Source organism: Flavivirga eckloniae, from assembly GCF_002886045.1.
Classification (GTDB): Bacteria; Bacteroidota; Bacteroidia; order Flavobacteriales; family Flavobacteriaceae; genus Flavivirga; species Flavivirga eckloniae.
The window spans coordinates 4,563,397-4,580,046 of record NZ_CP025791.1 but is presented as its reverse complement, the minus strand read 5'-3'; the positions used below and the strand labels follow the sequence as shown (position 1 = coordinate 4,580,046).

Below are 16,650 nucleotides of genomic sequence, written 5' to 3'. Positions count from 1 at the left end.
TATGAGCAGTATATGCCCATAGGTTTATATTTATTAACAACAATAGTAAAAATAATTACCTGATTGTTTTTTTATTTACGGTTAAAAATATGTAGTTGTTTTTTTCTTCTACTACATATCATTTTAATTCTTAATTATTTTTAAAATTTTAGGTTTTTTGCCTCCCATGTTTATGGTTGCGAAATAAATACCTGATGGAGCTCCATTGATATCTAATTGCACCTGGCCATTATTAACTGGATAAACTTTTGATGAAACTAATTGTGAAAACACATTATATATATCTACGGTTACATCTTTAAGTGGCATTGACAATGCTATTTTAAATTCACCTTTTGTTGGATTGGGAGATACTGAAACTATACCGTCCATGGTTTTAGTAAGCACACCTTCACAATCAACACTTGTTTTTACTTCTACTACATCGCCATACTTAGCATCTACAGAAAAGGCCGATGCGTAGGTTTGTAAAACCATTTCATCATTTACAAACACATTGTAAGGTGCTGTTCCCTCAGAAATCTCAACAGCTAGTTTCCCAGATCTTGTAGTTGTTTTCCATGTTACTACTGCTCCTGCTTCTATCTCTAATCCATAACACTGAGTAGCACTGTTTGCTGTATTAGTAACACATAACTCATAAGTACCCGGAGTTAAATCTTCTATAGTCCACTCTCCTGTAAAATTAATATCGGCTCCACCATCTAAGTTTGCTACGTATGTACCAATATTTTTTGCTTGAATTTTTATTTGTCCGTTAGCTTTATCTATACAAGTTTCACCTATTGCTTTTACAGTATAAGTGTCATCTCCCTTTTCTTCTATGGCTCCTGAACATGGTACTAACTTATAAACTACGGCTCCAGAATTATAGTACAATCTTTCATTAATAGTATTAAAATCGTAAACAGCATCGTTCTCATGAGTTGCCTGTCCATCAAATCGTTGTTTTATATTTGAGCGATATTCATTTTTGTCAGGTACAGCACATCTATAAGCATCCAGATACAATCCAATACTTTCAAATGGGATATTAGGTGCATAACCAGGTCTTGGTTCTTTAAATTTAAAATTTAGTGCACTAGGGTTTTCAAATATATCTAATGTTATATCTTGATTTCCTGTTCTTGTTTCTGCTGTACCACCCAAAATATCTACGACATTACCATAAAACATATTATCATCATAATTAGTAGCGTAAGGTTTAATGGTATTATTAGTATTATATGCTTCAAAAAGTTCTTTCATTCTTGGGTAACGCTGATACCAAAAATCATTTACTAAATCTGTCCAATTATCGGCATTAACGGTATTTTCCCAACCAGAAACACCAATTGTATTTAACATTCTACCAAATTGATTGCCTTTTTCGTTTACGGTAGGGTTAGTAGTTAAGAAACTTACCATTGAATTGTAGTTACCGGAATTCGAATCACCATTTCTAATACCTCTGTAAGCTTCTAAAACTACGTTTCTAGAAACTGTATGACCTCCTCCTGTATTCATTTTAAGAGATTCCCAACCTCCTTTATAAGTTATATTCTCATAAACTTCTTCTCCGGCATCTAAATCATCAGAGAAAAAAGAGGCTCTTCCTAATAACTCAGGAATACTCATAATGTGATGGACAAAATTATGTCTTATTTTATTTCCAAAGGACCACACTGTTGCTCCTGTATAAAAGGCACCTCCATCACCTTCTTCAATCCCTACATTAAAGGCTTCATTAAGTTCCATAATATGATCTACACCTGCGTGTGTTACAGGTTGACCATTCATATTATGAATCAAGTTATTTTTAAAGATATTTCCTGCTCCTGAAATGCCGCATGCTTTACCATAAAAATCTTTAGAATAAACCTGAGTAAAGTGACAATTCTCAATAGTGTTATTTCCATATTCAACAGATGTAGGACTTATTTTCCCCCCATACAATCTACTATTATTCGATACGTCATAAAAATCGCAACTTAACACTTTACTATCTTTTACATCATGCCACAAGTTTACAGATGTTAGTGGTACAGCTATATACCTAAATGTAATACCAGCAATCAATATATTTCTACTAGTTCCAATTACATTGATAGCCCCTTGACCGTTAACACCAGATCCGATATTTTGAATCGTCATTTTTTCAATGGTAATATCTTGTCCATCTTCTATCTCAAAACATTGAGGTCCTGCCCAAACACCAATTGCTGAATTATCAGTAATCGATTCTAATGGCCATAAATATAAGCGAGAATCTGTAGAATCATAATACCACTCTCCAGGCTCATCCAATTCACATAATAGATTGAAAAAAAACAAACGGTGAATGTCTGTACCTCCACCTTGAACACCATATCTGGATCCATTTTGAAGTTTTATCGTCCCTGATGAACTAACTGAGTTTACATAGCTACCTTCTTTAAACCAGTCTGCAGAATAATACCCTTGAGCTTTCATTTTTCTCAATCTGCCTAACTCTGCATTCCATTTTGCCGCATCAATAGTTTCGTGAAGTTGAAATTCCGGTCCTTTAGGATCTGAAACAGACCCTTGTTCATTAACGGTCTCACCTATAACCGAGAAACGATCCATATGAGCAAAACCTACATTAGGAAATCTTGCTAACGTTCCCATTTTATCGTCTATGGAAATTTGCGAATTATCTTTCTCTAAAAAAGCTTTTATCTCTTCATCTGTAATTATTCTGGAGTACACCTTACCTTTAGCATTATCATGCAATTTGCCTAATAAACTATTGGCAGTTACAATCTCAAAACCTGTTGGGTTTATAAACTTACTACCATCCATAATTACTCTTTCATCTTGATAACCACTAAAAGATATTCCGTTATCTTGAGAATCCAGTGTGCAAGTAGTGTCAAAATAGTATCGACCACCTCTAATATAAATGTTTTTTGCTCCAGTACTTCTTGCTTTGTCTCTGGCTCCAATTATAGTCGCTAATGGATTATTTATGGATCCATCATTACTGTCATTACCATTGGTAGCGACATATAAATCTTGAGCATTAATACTAATACTCGCGCAAAATAATAGTCCTACCAATGGGATATATAGTTGTATTTTTTTTAGTTTTTTCATAAAATTAAATCTAAATTTCAATAAAAATTAGTTAATTAAAATAGGTCCAAATACCTCCTTAAATTTGCCGTAAACTAATCCTAGCATTTAATAAGTAAATATTCTTCGTTCCCTTTTTTGTAAAGAATTATGGTATACATATAAATAATTCTTTTCTTTTTTTAATTTGAGAAAGTTTTAGCTAGTTAGCATTAAAACTCCATATTTGACCTATGGTTACACCTCCTTTGCCATCTTTGGCAACTACTTTCCAATAATAAGTTCCAGCAGCCAAATTGGATACCACATAATCTTTACTCGGGTGGTCACTTAGTATTTTAGTTGTTGGAGATGGGTTAGTATCTAAATATACATCGAAGGTTAAACTATCTTTATCTACATCTGTTGCCCCCCAGCCTAACAATACCGAATTTCCTTGAACGGTAGAACTTAACTCTGGTTTAAATAATTTAGGAGCAAATGGTAAATGATTTTCTTCGCCAAAACCTTCTGTATAAAATTGAAATATAGATGAAAAGTCACTAGATGCGTTCTTGCTATCAATGGCTTTGACTCTCCAATAATACGCTTTATTCCTTTCCATTATTATGGTTCTATTTGTAGAGGTAAGACCACTAATGCTATGCGTTATTTGCGTAAATTCTGAATCTGATGAAACTTCAATAGTATATTTTACACTATCACCGTCTGCATCGCTTGAAGCCGTCCAATTAAATGATAGATTATTATCTATACACAATAAATTGTTACTAGGTTCTGATAAAACCGGTATTGTTGGAGCATTATTTGCTCCCGGATCCGGGTCTGGGTCTGGGTTTGGACCTGGAACCCCTCCACTATCGCCTCCACAGGCTACTATAACGAATCCGATTATTGTAAAAAGTAAAATTTTTTTCATAATTATTTTTTCATTTTTAATCATATTGTTTATTAGCTTAAATTTTTAATATTTACAATTATTTAAAATATAGTTGTCCTTAATTATAAATTAACACATGTTTATATCTTAAACTATGAAATAATCATAGAAACAAAACTAAATGAATAATGAAGTTCCAATTCATATATAACTTTCATATTAGGGGTACAAACTGTTCATTTTTTTTAAAAGAAGTATTATACTTACAGGCACACATACTTTATCCTGTGTTTTTTTCATTAGATCGAATAATATTTGGTTTTATCGACATATTACCGAAGAAAGCAAACCAATCATCTTTTTAGTCAACCTTCTTATTAAAAGACATATAAAACACTTTTTTTACTAATTTTTATGCACTCCCTTCTTGCAAATACATTTACTTAATTGTATAAATTAGATTGTATTATCCCCTAAGCAAATCACTTATTAAATTATTGTTTTGATATAAAAACTTAGCAAGTAGGATATCACTAACACTAAAGCTAATGTTCTCTCTGTTTTATCCTTTATCTAAGTTTTAAGGTATTATAATATGACTGTTGCACAGCTCATTATTCAGAATAAATCAAATGGTTATAGTTTTAATAAATTCAAGGAATATGTTTTTTAACAATTCATAAGGTTGTGCAACAGCCACATATATTAAATAATGTACAATCAAGTATGTATAGAAGGTGAAATACCTAAAACCATGAATAAAAACCTATTGAGGTTCCTTTACCCTAATTGATTACAGGGCCCGTATATGTAAGGCTAGTCCATTTTGTTTTAACATCTGGTGCTTTATTACATCACTGGAATTAACTTTTCTGGTTTCTATATTTACTTTAGTTACGGAAGTGCTATTTTTATCATCTGAATAAATTGTAACCTCATAGTCCTTATTTTTATCCAGAAAGTTTAAAGAAATATTCATTTGACGTCCTTTTACCCCAGTTAAAGCACCTACAAACCAATCATTTCCACTTCGTCTGGCTACAATACCATATTCGCCTGGATAACCATCTATTATTTTTGTATCATCCCACACCGTAGGTAATGCATCATAAAAAGCCAATTCTGGTACTTCTTTAATAAATTCTTTAGTTCCACCAGCTCCTTCTTCGTCAGCTACAGAACCTTCTGGTCTATCGTACCAATATAAAAATTGCCAAGGGCTATAAATGCAAACAGATTTAGCCAATTGCGACACATGAGATCCCATTTTTTCTGTAACACGAGGTGCAAAGTAGCAATTGGTTTGATCTCCTGCACCAGCTATCATTCTGGTAAACAAGGTATTTAAAACCATTGAGTTTTTGGGTGATTCTTCATCGCCTCGAATCCCTTCCTGGGTCATTAAATTAGGATAGGTTCTTGAATACCCCATTGGTCTGTATTCATCATGCACATCAACCATCAACTTATTATCTGCAGCTTTTCTAACCGCATCATGTAACCAACTTGTCCATTTTTGCGATCCTACATTAACGAAACCATACTTAACACCACTTATTCCCCAAGAGCTTAATAGAGGCAATACGTCATCTATTTGTTTTTCCAAAGACCTTCTATTTACATATAAAATAACTCCAATATCTTTACTTTTGGCGTATTCAACAATTCCTTTTAAATCCAACGGTCCTTTAGAACGTCTTGGGTCTACTGTTACTGTTGTAGCATCAGATGCTACATCATATTCATTACCATACCAACCTGCGTCAAACTCAATATATTCCAGATTATGTTTTTCGGCAAAATTTACACAGGCTATACCTCCTTTTGTTGTAAGTGTAGATTCTCTTATTATTTTACCTGGTTTAATCCACGATGTATCCTCTATTTTGTTAGGCTCATTTAAATTAAGGAGCAAATAGTTATTTTCTAATAGTTGTGATGGACGTTCACCTGCCATAACAAACTTCCAAGGCGTTTTGGTTACAGTATCACTAATATCCACCAGACTATCCAGCTTTGAGACTAGTGTACTGGAGTGACCTGGCTTTAATATAAATTTCATTCTTGAATAATCTACCGATCCTGCTTCTCCTATGGCTGCAAACAGAGAGTTTTTTAATTCAACCAATAAAGGTCTTTCAACTATGGTATCTATCTCTGAGATTTTTAATTTTTTAATTTTAGCTTGAGCTACCTTTGAAGCCCATACTGTAGCCCCCTCTGGAAGTGTAAACTCTGTATTCTCTTGCTCTATTGTTCCTCTATATTTTGGAAATTCATAACGAAATGCTATACCTTCATCGTAGGCTCTAATTCTTAGATTAAAATTAGCACCATCGCCTTTTAAAACCACTAGAGACTCCTTGTATTTGTCTGGATATAAATTTCTCTCTCCGTAAACTGGTGCCCAACTTGTATCTACACTTGTTGTGTTAACATAATCTATTTCAACATCTTGAACTTCGCTTGGTATCCCTGCATCTAATGCTGATGGAGCAATGACTTGTTCTCCTTTGTAATTTACGCTATAAAATAGTTTCTGATTTTCGTCGATTTTAAGCGATACATTATAGTTGCCATTTGGGCTATTAACTTCTACACTTTTTTTCTTCTCGGCGCAAGAACTAACCACCATGGCTAGTAATATTAAAAGTATCAGGCTATTTCTACCTTTAAAACTTAAATACGTTTTGTTCATTATATTTAGGAAAATTTAATTGTTTTTATAAAAATCATGTTTCACGAATTATATCATTTTTCTAACATCATATTTCTGTATCGATTACAAATATACCATCCCAACACTACTTGTTAAGAGGGCAAATATTTCTTTATACAGCTATAATTCGTTCAAAATTGGTTAATAATACTAATAAATAAAGCTACAAATCAGCCATCGTTTACAATATACTTTATATATATTACTATACCCTTAACAAGAAACACCCCTATTCAATAATGTATTGAATAGGGGTGCACAATAATTAGGGCTATAATCAGTACGTAGTTTTTAATAATTTATCATTTCCTGGATTTTTCAACCAATACATATTGTATCTAAAATCCATTCTTTATATTATTATTTTTCTACTATACAAACTTGAGAAACTTTATTTAACTTATTATCACCTAAAATGTTCTTAATGGTATTATATTTTGTTCATTTTATAAGAAAATGCGTAGAGAACTAAATGAACTGTTACTCATGCATTTAAATTAGGATATATGAAGGTTAAACCATCTCTGTAAAATACTTACTCAAATTTTTAAGATTGTTATTACATGATACCAAAATGATTAAAAGCATCTTCGGTACTCATACCGTCCTGCAATGCTTTTAATACGCTTTTTTCGCCTCTTGCTTTTTCAATAGCCCCTATAAACACAGGTTCTACCATATCTTTCGGTACTATAACTACGCCATCTCTATCTCCAAAAACCACATCGCCTGGGTGTACGGGAATGCCATTAAAAGTAATTGGGCAATCATAATCGATTACTTTTCCTCTTGGTCCTTGATCTTGTGCATAGGCTCCATGACTAAAAGTAGGGAACTTTAATCTTAAAATTTCATTTGTATCTCGGTGGTATCCGTTAACAACGGCTCCCACAGCTTTTAAATACAGAGCACGTGTACTCATTAATCCTCCCCATTGCGCATAATCAAGAGAACCCCCGTCGCAAATGTATACTTCGTTCTCTTTTAAACTATCCAATGCTTCAAACATAATACCGAATGGTTCTGCGATTTTTTTATTGTTTCTAATCATGCTTTGAGGAATTTTATCTATATCGCACTCAACCACAGTTTTAGCTCTTCCTATTACTACCATATCGTCTGATACTGGTTTTATTTGCTGGCCTACGAATTGATGTGTATACTCTAATTGATCTAGTACATCCCCTACTAAGGCTACAAATAATTCTTTTTTAGCTATCTCAAATAACTCTGTATCGTTTTTCCAAAGTGGCTTACTCATAACTTTTATGTCTTATATTAATTGTTTATGTCAAAATTATAGAATAATTACACTTAAAAATCTTCTATAATTAACCAGAAATAACATAAAATTACCATTGTGTAGCGTTTTTATATAGTTTTATTAACTTTACAATGCATATTTTGCAACATTATGAAACCAATTTTAATTCAAGTTCCTAAGCATGGAGATTATTCTTTTCGGGTATCTATGGAAACAACTCCAAATTTTTATAATCCATTCCATTTCCATGAAGAGTTGGAGTTTACTTATGTTTTAAAAAGTAGCGGAACTCGATTTGTTGGTGATAGCATTGAACCTTTTAATGTTGATGATGCTGTATTAGTTGGCTCCCAGCTACCTCATTGTTGGATAAACGACGTAGCGTATTTTCAAGGAGACCCTAATTACAAAGCACAAGCCATTGTAATTCAATTTAAGCCGGATTTTGCAGGTTCGTTATTCAACCTTTACGAATTACAACGTATTAAACAGTTTATTAAAAAGGCGGAACACGGCATTAAATTTTTGAAAAATGCCAAACCTGTTTTAAAACAAATGCTTCTAGATTTGGTAAATTCCAACGGAGCAAAACGAATAAGCCTTTTAATCGATCTTTTGGAATTTATGGCTAACACAGAACATAAAGAAACGTTATGCAAGACGCACACATTAGCCAATATGAGCTCTCAAAATTTGGATAGATTGAATGCTATTTTCGAATATACATTGCAAAACTATAAAGAACATATTACATTACAGGATATTAGTGCACTGGCACATCTCTCACCCAATGCTTTTTGCCGTTATTTTAAGAAGCATACAAGAAAAACGTATAAGGAATTTGTAAACGAGCTTAAAATTGCTCAGGCTTGTAAATTAATGCAAGAAACTTCTAAAAGCATAACGGAGATTGCATTTAGCAGCGGTTTTAATAATGTGTCTCATTTTATTAGGGTTTTTAAGAAGTTTAAACAGGTAAAACCTTTGGAGTACCGAAAAAATATAGAGACTACGTGATGAACTAAGAATTCGGACAACATTAAGAGATTAACGTCTTAACGTTACCCGAATTCGTATATGGTTTTATACTTCCCTAAGCTTATATGGAGATTACTCCAATATATGACCTCCTGAATGGTTAAGTATAGTTCCCGTCATATAACCTGCTAAATCTGAAGCGGCCAATACCACTACATTTGCCGTTTCCTTGGTAGATGGAAGCCTTTTTAATGCTGTTTTGTTTTGTTCTATAAATCCTTGCATTTCGTTTCTACTCATATCCATATTTTTTCCCATGGTAGTAAATGTGTAATCTATGGTTGGTGAATCTGGCATAGCTTCAGAGCGTACCCCTATAACCCTTACCCCATCTGCTCCCCACTCATTGGCCAAACTCTTAAGTAAACCTTCTGTGGAGGCATGAGAAGCTGTTAAAGCGGCACTCCATGGTGAACCAACTTTTGCTAATGTTGATGTTATAAAAATAATGACACCTTTTTTTTGCTTAGACATTATCGGGTAAGCTGCTTTTGCTGTTACAAATTGTGAGGCTGTTGTACTGTACAAGGGCATCATGAATTGTTCTAAAGAAACCTCCATGGCCGGTTTACCATGATTAAAATCTGCCGGGTTAGACGTACTAAGATTAATCACAATATCTACAGAAACATTTTCGCTTTTAAACCAATTAAAATACTGGTTTACGGCGTCTTCATCCAATGTATCTAACTGGCGTATTTCCCCTAAGTCTGAGGTTTCTATACCATCTACATTGATATCCGACAGGTATATATTAGCTCCGTTTTCTTTTAATGCTTCTGCAACTTTTATGCCTGTGGAGCCTTTAGCCCCAAAAACAAGTGCGTTTTTGTTTTTTAATAATTGACTTTTCATTTTTTATAATTTTAAGTGGTATATTTGACTGGTTGCAAAAAGCAACTAGACAAATATATAAAACTAATTGTTTTTTGCAACTAGTTTTAAAATAAAATTAGTTAAAATGAAAGACAGTAAATCCCAATGCCCTATTAATCAAGCTTTAGAAGTATTCGGTGATAAATGGACTTTATTGATTATTAGGGATATTATGTTTGATGGAAAGCGTTATTTTAATGAAATGCGAGAGTCTGATGAAAAAATTGCGAGTAATATTTTAACCAACAGATTAAATAAACTAGAAGAATTGGGCATTATTATAAAGAGCAAAGACGATCATCACAAACAAAAGAATGTATATACGCTTACTAAAAAAGGTATCGATTTAATCCCTGTAATGATAGAAATTGCTCAGTGGAGTGTTAAGCATAGACCGGTATCGGATAAGAATAAAAAGCACGTTAAAGATCTTGTTGAAGGCGGTAAAGCTCTACAAGAGAAAATAAGTGTTTCTCTGCTAAAAGAATACAAGAAGATTTCTAATAAGTAATACCGTATTCTTTTAACCAGTTACCCTTTTGGAAACAAAGCTGTATCGAAATAAAAGTACTGTTTTTCGATCTTTTCTTCTTTAATTTTAAATACTTCGCAAGTGGGTATGCTAGCCTGTACTGGCGATAATACTTTTAGAATGGCTACATGGGTTACAGCATGGTCTGCTACCAACATATCTTGTGTTTCTACAGCGAATTCCATTTTAAAAGCCTCTAATTTCTCAAAATAATCTTCTGGGCTAGTTGTTGAAAACATAGGGCCATGGTATTCATGATTGTCTGTCATGAATTGTTTGGCTAAATTAAAATCTCCTGCGTTAATGGCTTTAAAAAAGCTTTCTACTACTTCTAATGGTTTAGTCATAATCTTTATTTTTTTATAATTATATTTGTTACTTGCAAAAAGCAAGTGATACAAATATATACATTAACTTGCAAAAAACAAGTGATTATGAAAAAAATTACTAAAAGGTCTGAGTGCCCAATAAGTCGAGCTTTAGACATCCTTGGGGATAAATGGACATTATTAATTATTAGAGATATCGTTTTTAGAGGGTTTCGTTTTTATAACGAGTTTTTAGAAGGTGGTGAAGGTATTGCTACCAACGTTTTATCCGATAGGCTAAAAATGCTGGAATCTCAAGGTTTTTTAGTCAGTAAAAAATATGAGCTACAAAAAACTAAAAAAGTATATACGCTTACCGAAAAAGGTATTGGTATCATCCCTATTATACTGGAAATGATGGTTTTTGGTTTTAATTTTGATAATTCTCTACAAATTTCCAATCAGGATTCTAAAACGATGCGTACAGTAATTCACAGAATCGTAACAGATAAGGATGCTTTTCTTAAAGAAATTATAGCTTCTGTTAGAAGTTTTGATGCTAAGAACTATTGTTAGTTATAAAATTTAATAGAACAATCGCCTGATGATTAATGTAAATGATATTTTGCTATGACCTCTATTATTATTCTTTGCGATCTTTATTTATTTTTTCCAGCTTTTCTACCCATAAATCACAAAGGTCTTGATCGGCTCCGCCAATGCTCCCAGTTACCCTAATTCTATCTCCAAACGCTATAACTTCGCCGTTATTATCGAATACTTTAACATCCATTTCCGAATAAGAAATAGGGAGGTATCGCATACAATTCTTTGTTTCGTCTACCGAAGCGAAAATTTTTAAGTTTGGCATCTTAACACCTGTAATCTCATCTTTAATCCCAATAGTAAATCCTACTTTATTGTTGGTTTTATTCAATGGTAAATACAGAGTCCCTTCTGTAACAATAGTCTCTCCCCAGTAAGCTTCAGAGCATAAATCTTCTAATTTTACAAACTCTGGTGTTGAGGAGCAAGAGTTAAGTAGAAAAAACACCAGCAGTAATAGGGTATTAATCTTTTCCATTAATTAAGTCCAAAATGTTTATAAAACTCAGACAAGGCGGCAAGCAAAACCAGCACTGCTATAATTTTTGCTGTAATAACGTATCCTTTTACACCAAAAATCTTTTTCCAAATAAAAATAAAACCTGAACTGGATTGTTCTGCTGGTTGTTTTAAAGTTCCAAACCATATGTATATGGAAAGTATAAGTAGAATAAATCCGTTAATCATTTAAAATATAATGTGTTTAGATAAATTTATTTTGGTTCAGAGAAAACCTCTTTCTCCTTTCCCAATAAGACTTGGGCTTTTCCAAAAGTTTATATTTATCATTTTTTTGAAAACCATTGGAGTAAAACTGCCTCCTTGCATTTACAGAGCCATAAGTGTTTAGTATCATTTCAATGTAAGATTGGAATGTTGTGGGTATATAGCTATCAAAAGCGCCCCCATTATTATCTCCAAACAGTAAAATGGCATCTTCTTTTTTAGGAAGGCACTGTATAGCCATCATGTTACGTTCAGAAAAATAATCTAACATTTTAAGGTCGGCCTCTAAAGGTTCTCCTGTAAGCTGGTTTAAATAAACATTTAATTGCTCTCCGGTTACTGGGTGTAAATCTGCCCAATTATATTTGGCATAGCTTCCAAACATAATATCTAAAGGCATAATTCTTATACTGCCATCGTACTCTAAATCGTTAACATACCAACCTGAGTCTTTTTGTTTTAATACGTCACTTCTATAAAATGAATTTTGGTTAGGGTTATCTTTAAACGACCATAGTAAATTAAGGCTATCAATGTTTCCAAAAAAACTAAGCATGGAATCGCTTATACCAGCTTTATCTTTCCATTCACTTAATTTATTTGTATCCGTATCTTTTGAATTATCTTGTTTGAAGGGAAGCATTTTAAATTGATGAATATCAATATTTTCATGGTATATTAATTCTCGTACCATGTCGTAAATGCGATATGCTACGCCTTCGAATATCCCCTGGGTTTTCGGGAGCAATTCTTCTCTACCTACAATTTTTAGAAGCTCAAATTCAAAGTAAACTTCTACATTGCTTTTAATCCCCTGTAAAAGCTTGCAATGTTTCCTTTCTAATCTTGTTCCAATAAATATTATATCGGCATATCTTGGTGCTTTTATAAGTATACCGCCTGCTGTTACTATATCTTTTCTAATTGATTTTAAACCGCGAAGACTAAAATAATTGCCTAATAAGCATATATTTTTGTTCTCCAGCTTTTGGTTCCCCATATTGTTTAATGTTTATTTCATTATATAATTACTAACTACTTTATTGTTGTTATTTAAAATACACTAATGTATTCTCTAGTGAATGAAGACCTACCAGAGCCAACAATGAATAAACTACTTTGTTTGATTATTGTAGGTTCTGAAATAGTACTAAAAGCCTAATAGCTGGTTACTTAACGATTTGGGTAAATCATTTTTCGGGGCTGTAATTTTATATGTAGTAATATTTGTATACGCAAAAAATTTACTAACAGCCAAGGGCTAAAAGACTGATAATTAAAAACTCCATAAATAGGTGTATTCTAAAAAAATAATTGACGATAAGATATTCCGAATAGATTCGAAAAACCCTATGTTCGAATCAAAGATAACTATTTTTGTGTATATGTATATACATGTTTATGAATTCTTATTTGACTATTTATATTTCACATATAAAGCCTGTAAACTTTGTTTTTAGAGCGTTTCATATTGCTAGTAATATAGCTCATCTAAAAATTCATAAACATGTTCTAAATACACTTTAATATTGTCTATTAAAAAAGCGAGATATTGAAATTCAAAACTCGCTTTTTTCAAAGTAAATGATCCCCGAGGCAAGCGCACGAGGCATTCAATTGAAAATATTATTTATAAGCTTCGAGGTATTAGACCTAAGATCCCGCTGAAAAAGCGGGATTAGTTCTTCTTACTATTTTGAATGCTTTGCTTCGCAACTTTTCAAAATAGAGTTTCACTAATAAATTAAGTATATAACTAGAGTGAAAATTTATGCTTTTCAAAATGTTTGTAAACTGCTCTGGGTTTTATTCAATGAAAAAGAGTGGCTATGGTTCTGGAGTAAAGCTGAGTACTAAAACCTGGTATTGCAAAACTCAGGTTTTACATTAGACTGTATCACTTTTGCTTCTGCATCTCCAAGATTAACCAAGGCGTATGTTTCTGCATTTGCTGGTATAATGAAGGTTTCTGCATAGCTTATAACCATAATTCTATCTTTAGTAATGACCTTAATCTTTGATCCTTCTACTAAATTTAGAATGTGACATTGATTGTTATTGTTAACTGTTATTGTATCCAGAAATTCATAACGAAATACCTCATAAAAATGTTTAGGATGGGTACTTAACCTTAGTGTTTTACTGTTGTTTCCAGATTCAACAATGGCTTCTTTCGAAATGTATTCTTCTTTTACTCGATCTCCCTGACATTCTAAATTAACGTTTTCCATACCCCGTTCAATATTTAACGGTCTTGGGTTACCATCTAAATCCAGTCGAAGCCAGTCGTACATTTTAAAGGTATAGATATATGGGGTACTACTTATTTCCAATACCAGATTATCTTTTCCTGAGCAATGAATTGTACCATTAGGTATTAAAAACAAGTCGTGTTTTTTCGCTGGATGTCTTTGAATGTATTTATCAACATCCAGAGGTTCTTCCAAGGCAATGCTTGCTTCCAAGTCATTATGAAATTCCTGTTTATTAACGCCTTCTTTAAACCCTAAATAGACTTCTGCTTCGGGTTTAGCATCTAGAATGTAATAAGTTTCATCCTGTGTAAATCGCTCCCCAAAGTTTTTTCTCATAAAATCTGGTGTAGGATGACATTGTAAGGATAAATTATCGCCTTCAAACGTATCTAAATAATCAAAACGTATCGGAAACTCATTTCCGAATGTTTCTGCTGCATCACCTAAAACAGCTTTATTGTTATGATACATCAGCGTATCAAAAGATACTTCGAGACGTAGCCCATTGTGTGAAAAAACAATTCCGTTTTCTGGAGCAATTAATTCGAAAGACCAGGCATAGTTTACCGAACCTTCCGAAAGACCATCAATGTGTTCTTCCATCCAATGACCGCCCCATACACCAGCCTCAAACCATGGTCGGGCTCGAAATGCAGATTTAGACATATCATCTAGCCCACAGCGCAATGTATCTCCAGTGGTCCATGAAATATCACCAAAGTGTTGCGCATCTATCATGTAGTCAATACTGTTAAGTATTTGGGATTTATGTTTGTTTAGCACAACCCAGTCAATAAAAAACATACGTTTATATTGTTCTTTTGGGGGGCTTACTTTGGCTGCCCCTAAATTTGATAGACTTCCAGAACGCGACCTGTATTGTATTTCGTTTTTGGGTACATCTAAATATACAAGCTTGTCGTAATCTTTAAACAGTGCTGCTCCCGGACCATACAAAATGCTTAAAACCTCTGTTTCTTTATCAAGGCTATCAAACTTTTCTTTATCAAAAAAATCCATTAAACCTTCTGTAAACAATTTACCAAAAACGGGATCGTCACCTCCTAAAAAGGGTGCTATCATGTCATCTATCTCTTCACTATTCTTAAAAGCTCCTTGAGTTGAAAAAGAAATACTTTCTACCCCCAATTGTTTTAATTCTTGGGTTAGTTGGTACATAAAATCATCCCAATAAACGCCTAAATACCCATCGATTGCTACCGATTTATGATTAACAAGCTCTTTTGCCAAACTTTTAAACCCTTGTTGTATGGTTCCTTTGTCGATTTCGAAAGATGGAAAAACGTCATAACCTGCTTTTATATCGTCTTCCTCTGTCTTTATTGGCATTAGGAATTGACTACTGTGTCTTCTTTTTTTACGTGCTTCTGTAGATTTAGTAATAAGCTGTTGTACGGCACCTAAAATAGCCGACTCTTCTGTGTCGCTAGAAATTGAAACTTCTGGCATACCATTACTAAAACATGCCTCAAAGGAAGGTTTAAATAATTTGTAGCTTCTCGCTATATTCCCGCCAATAATTAAATGATCTGCCTTAAAATTGGTTAGTAATGGTGATAAGAATGTTCCCAGATGTATCCCAAAAGTGTTGAAAATATCTTTGGATTTTTCCGAAATTTCAGCATGTGTCGCAATACGCTTTACGCTTTCGGCTTCTTTTAAAAATTCTTTTTTATAAGTATCTAAAAACCAATTGGTCCCCAGCCAGTCTTCTGCTCTTTTCCCTTTAAAGGGTAAGCAATACACTTCTCCGTTTGGTGGTACATTATCGGTTTTGGTAACTAAGGTACCTTCTGCCATAAAACCGGAACCTATGCCTGTTCCTAGGGTTATACCAACTACGTTATTGTTTGTTAATGCCCTACGCCAGGTTTCTCCTAGTAAAAAACAATTGGCATCGTTTTCAAACACAATGTTCGAAGGCGAGTCAATATAATCGCTTAAATGTTGGTACAAATACGATTTAATATCTACTCCTAGTAGTTTATCATACTTGTTGCAATTAAAAATTTTCGAAATCCCATTTTCGTAGTCTAACGGTCCAGGAATAGAAATTCCTATGCCACAAATAGAGTGTCCAAAATTTTGTATAGATGCTTTTATAGTATCAACTATTATGGTAAGTATGGGTAACGCTTTTTGCTTACTATCTATATCGACAAGAAGTTTGGTTTGTTGTACGATACTTTTTTTACTAATATCTACCATGGCCATTGCTAAATGACTTCCCCCTATATCAACTCCTAATGCAAAATTCCTGCTCATCTATCGTTTATTCTAATGATTATTGTTTTCGGTTAGTTTTAAATTTAGACACCACTTAATTAGTTTTTGTCACAATTATTATTGG

The 16,650-nt window shown here is 33.2% G+C and carries 13 protein-coding genes; 3 read left to right on the top strand and 10 right to left on the bottom strand.

Going from position 1 to position 16,650, the window contains the following annotated elements; all coding sequences use genetic code 11:
* Positions 1 to 123 precede the first annotated feature (123 nt).
* The 4 genes from C1H87_RS18830 to C1H87_RS18815 all read right to left on the bottom strand — a co-directional run bounded on the left by C1H87_RS18830 (position 124) and on the right by C1H87_RS18815 (position 7,935).
* Complete coding sequence (locus tag C1H87_RS18830) at positions 124 to 3,096, bottom strand: T9SS type A sorting domain-containing protein (protein ID WP_102757302.1); 2,973 nt, start codon at positions 3,094 to 3,096, stop codon at positions 124 to 126.
* Between the two features lie 181 nt (positions 3,097 to 3,277).
* Positions 3,278 to 3,994 carry a fibronectin type III domain-containing protein gene (locus tag C1H87_RS18825; RefSeq protein WP_158655277.1) on the bottom strand — a complete coding sequence of 239 codons (717 nt, stop codon included), beginning with the start codon at positions 3,992 to 3,994 and terminating at the stop codon, positions 3,278 to 3,280.
* A 754-nt stretch (positions 3,995 to 4,748) separates the two neighbouring features.
* Positions 4,749 to 6,653 carry a glycoside hydrolase family 97 protein gene (locus C1H87_RS18820; protein ID WP_102757300.1) on the bottom strand — a complete coding sequence of 635 codons (1,905 nt, stop codon included), beginning with the start codon at positions 6,651 to 6,653 and terminating at the stop codon, positions 4,749 to 4,751.
* A gap of 580 nt (positions 6,654 to 7,233) precedes the next feature.
* Positions 7,234 to 7,935 carry an RraA family protein gene (locus tag C1H87_RS18815; RefSeq protein ID WP_102757299.1) on the bottom strand — a complete coding sequence of 234 codons (702 nt, stop codon included), beginning with the start codon at positions 7,933 to 7,935 and terminating at the stop codon, positions 7,234 to 7,236.
* 153 nt (positions 7,936 to 8,088) lie between these two features.
* On the opposite strand from C1H87_RS18815, the gene C1H87_RS18810 reads away from it, so the two are divergent.
* The gene (locus tag C1H87_RS18810; protein ID WP_102757298.1) at positions 8,089 to 8,955 is read left to right on the top strand and encodes an AraC family transcriptional regulator; all 867 of its coding nucleotides are present in this window, start codon (positions 8,089 to 8,091) and stop codon (positions 8,953 to 8,955) included.
* Positions 8,956 to 9,048: 93 nt separating this feature from the next.
* Here the strand turns inward: C1H87_RS18810 and C1H87_RS18805 are convergent, their stop codons facing one another.
* The gene (locus C1H87_RS18805) at positions 9,049 to 9,831 is read right to left on the bottom strand and encodes an SDR family NAD(P)-dependent oxidoreductase (RefSeq protein ID WP_102757297.1); all 783 of its coding nucleotides are present in this window, start codon (positions 9,829 to 9,831) and stop codon (positions 9,049 to 9,051) included.
* Between the two features lie 106 nt (positions 9,832 to 9,937).
* On the opposite strand from C1H87_RS18805, the gene C1H87_RS18800 reads away from it, so the two are divergent.
* Entirely contained in the window at positions 9,938 to 10,363 is a 426-nt protein-coding gene (locus C1H87_RS18800; RefSeq protein WP_102757296.1) for a winged helix-turn-helix transcriptional regulator, read from the top strand.
* A 20-nt stretch (positions 10,364 to 10,383) separates the two neighbouring features.
* Here C1H87_RS18800 and C1H87_RS18795 read toward each other — a convergent pair whose 3' ends face one another.
* Positions 10,384 to 10,731, bottom strand: a complete 348-nt coding sequence (locus C1H87_RS18795; RefSeq protein WP_102757295.1) for a nuclear transport factor 2 family protein — start codon at positions 10,729 to 10,731, stop codon at positions 10,384 to 10,386.
* An 87-nt stretch (positions 10,732 to 10,818) separates the two neighbouring features.
* Here C1H87_RS18795 and C1H87_RS18790 point away from each other — a divergent pair, with 87 nt between their 5' ends.
* A complete protein-coding gene (locus C1H87_RS18790; protein ID WP_102757294.1) occupies positions 10,819 to 11,268 on the top strand; it encodes a winged helix-turn-helix transcriptional regulator in 450 nt (149 codons plus the stop codon).
* A 67-nt stretch (positions 11,269 to 11,335) separates the two neighbouring features.
* Here C1H87_RS18790 and C1H87_RS18785 read toward each other — a convergent pair whose 3' ends face one another.
* The 4 genes from C1H87_RS18785 to C1H87_RS18770 all read right to left on the bottom strand — a co-directional run bounded on the left by C1H87_RS18785 (position 11,336) and on the right by C1H87_RS18770 (position 16,565).
* On the bottom strand, positions 11,336 to 11,776 hold the full coding sequence (locus tag C1H87_RS18785; protein WP_102757293.1) for a hypothetical protein: 441 nt from the start codon (positions 11,774 to 11,776) through the stop codon (positions 11,336 to 11,338).
* Positions 11,776 to 11,985 carry a hypothetical protein gene (locus C1H87_RS18780; protein WP_102757292.1) on the bottom strand — a complete coding sequence of 70 codons (210 nt, stop codon included), beginning with the start codon at positions 11,983 to 11,985 and terminating at the stop codon, positions 11,776 to 11,778. The genes C1H87_RS18785 and C1H87_RS18780 overlap by 1 nt, the downstream gene beginning before the upstream one ends.
* Positions 11,986 to 12,001: 16 nt before the next feature.
* On the bottom strand, positions 12,002 to 13,024 hold the full coding sequence (locus C1H87_RS18775) for a hypothetical protein (RefSeq protein ID WP_102757291.1): 1,023 nt from the start codon (positions 13,022 to 13,024) through the stop codon (positions 12,002 to 12,004).
* Positions 13,025 to 13,877: 853 nt separating this feature from the next.
* Positions 13,878 to 16,565, bottom strand: coding sequence for an ROK family protein (locus tag C1H87_RS18770; protein WP_102757290.1), 2,688 nt, complete (start codon positions 16,563 to 16,565; stop codon positions 13,878 to 13,880).
* Positions 16,566 to 16,650 lie beyond the last annotated feature (85 nt).

Excerpts from the sequence above, each read along its gene's own strand:
- C1H87_RS18785 (WP_102757293.1), bottom strand. The coding sequence starts at position 11,776 with ATGGAAAAGATTAATACCCTATTACTGCTGGTGTTTTTTCTACTTAAC.
- C1H87_RS18800 (WP_102757296.1), top strand. The coding sequence starts at position 9,938 with ATGAAAGACAGTAAATCCCAATGCCCTATTAATCAAGCTTTAGAAGTA.
- C1H87_RS18795 (WP_102757295.1), bottom strand. The coding sequence starts at position 10,731 with ATGACTAAACCATTAGAAGTAGTAGAAAGCTTTTTTAAAGCCATTAAC.
- C1H87_RS18830 (WP_102757302.1), bottom strand. The coding sequence starts at position 3,096 with ATGAAAAAACTAAAAAAAATACAACTATATATCCCATTGGTAGGACTA.
- C1H87_RS18815 (WP_102757299.1), bottom strand. The coding sequence starts at position 7,935 with ATGAGTAAGCCACTTTGGAAAAACGATACAGAGTTATTTGAGATAGCT.
- C1H87_RS18775 (WP_102757291.1), bottom strand. The coding sequence starts at position 13,024 with ATGGGGAACCAAAAGCTGGAGAACAAAAATATATGCTTATTAGGCAAT.
- C1H87_RS18780 (WP_102757292.1), bottom strand. The coding sequence starts at position 11,985 with ATGATTAACGGATTTATTCTACTTATACTTTCCATATACATATGGTTT.
- C1H87_RS18805 (WP_102757297.1), bottom strand. The coding sequence starts at position 9,831 with ATGAAAAGTCAATTATTAAAAAACAAAAACGCACTTGTTTTTGGGGCT.
- C1H87_RS18820 (WP_102757300.1), bottom strand. The coding sequence starts at position 6,653 with ATGAACAAAACGTATTTAAGTTTTAAAGGTAGAAATAGCCTGATACTT.
- C1H87_RS18770 (WP_102757290.1), bottom strand. The coding sequence starts at position 16,565 with ATGAGCAGGAATTTTGCATTAGGAGTTGATATAGGGGGAAGTCATTTA.
- C1H87_RS18810 (WP_102757298.1), top strand. The coding sequence starts at position 8,089 with ATGAAACCAATTTTAATTCAAGTTCCTAAGCATGGAGATTATTCTTTT.
- C1H87_RS18825 (WP_158655277.1), bottom strand. The coding sequence starts at position 3,994 with ATGAAAAAAATTTTACTTTTTACAATAATCGGATTCGTTATAGTAGCC.
- C1H87_RS18790 (WP_102757294.1), top strand. The coding sequence starts at position 10,819 with ATGAAAAAAATTACTAAAAGGTCTGAGTGCCCAATAAGTCGAGCTTTA.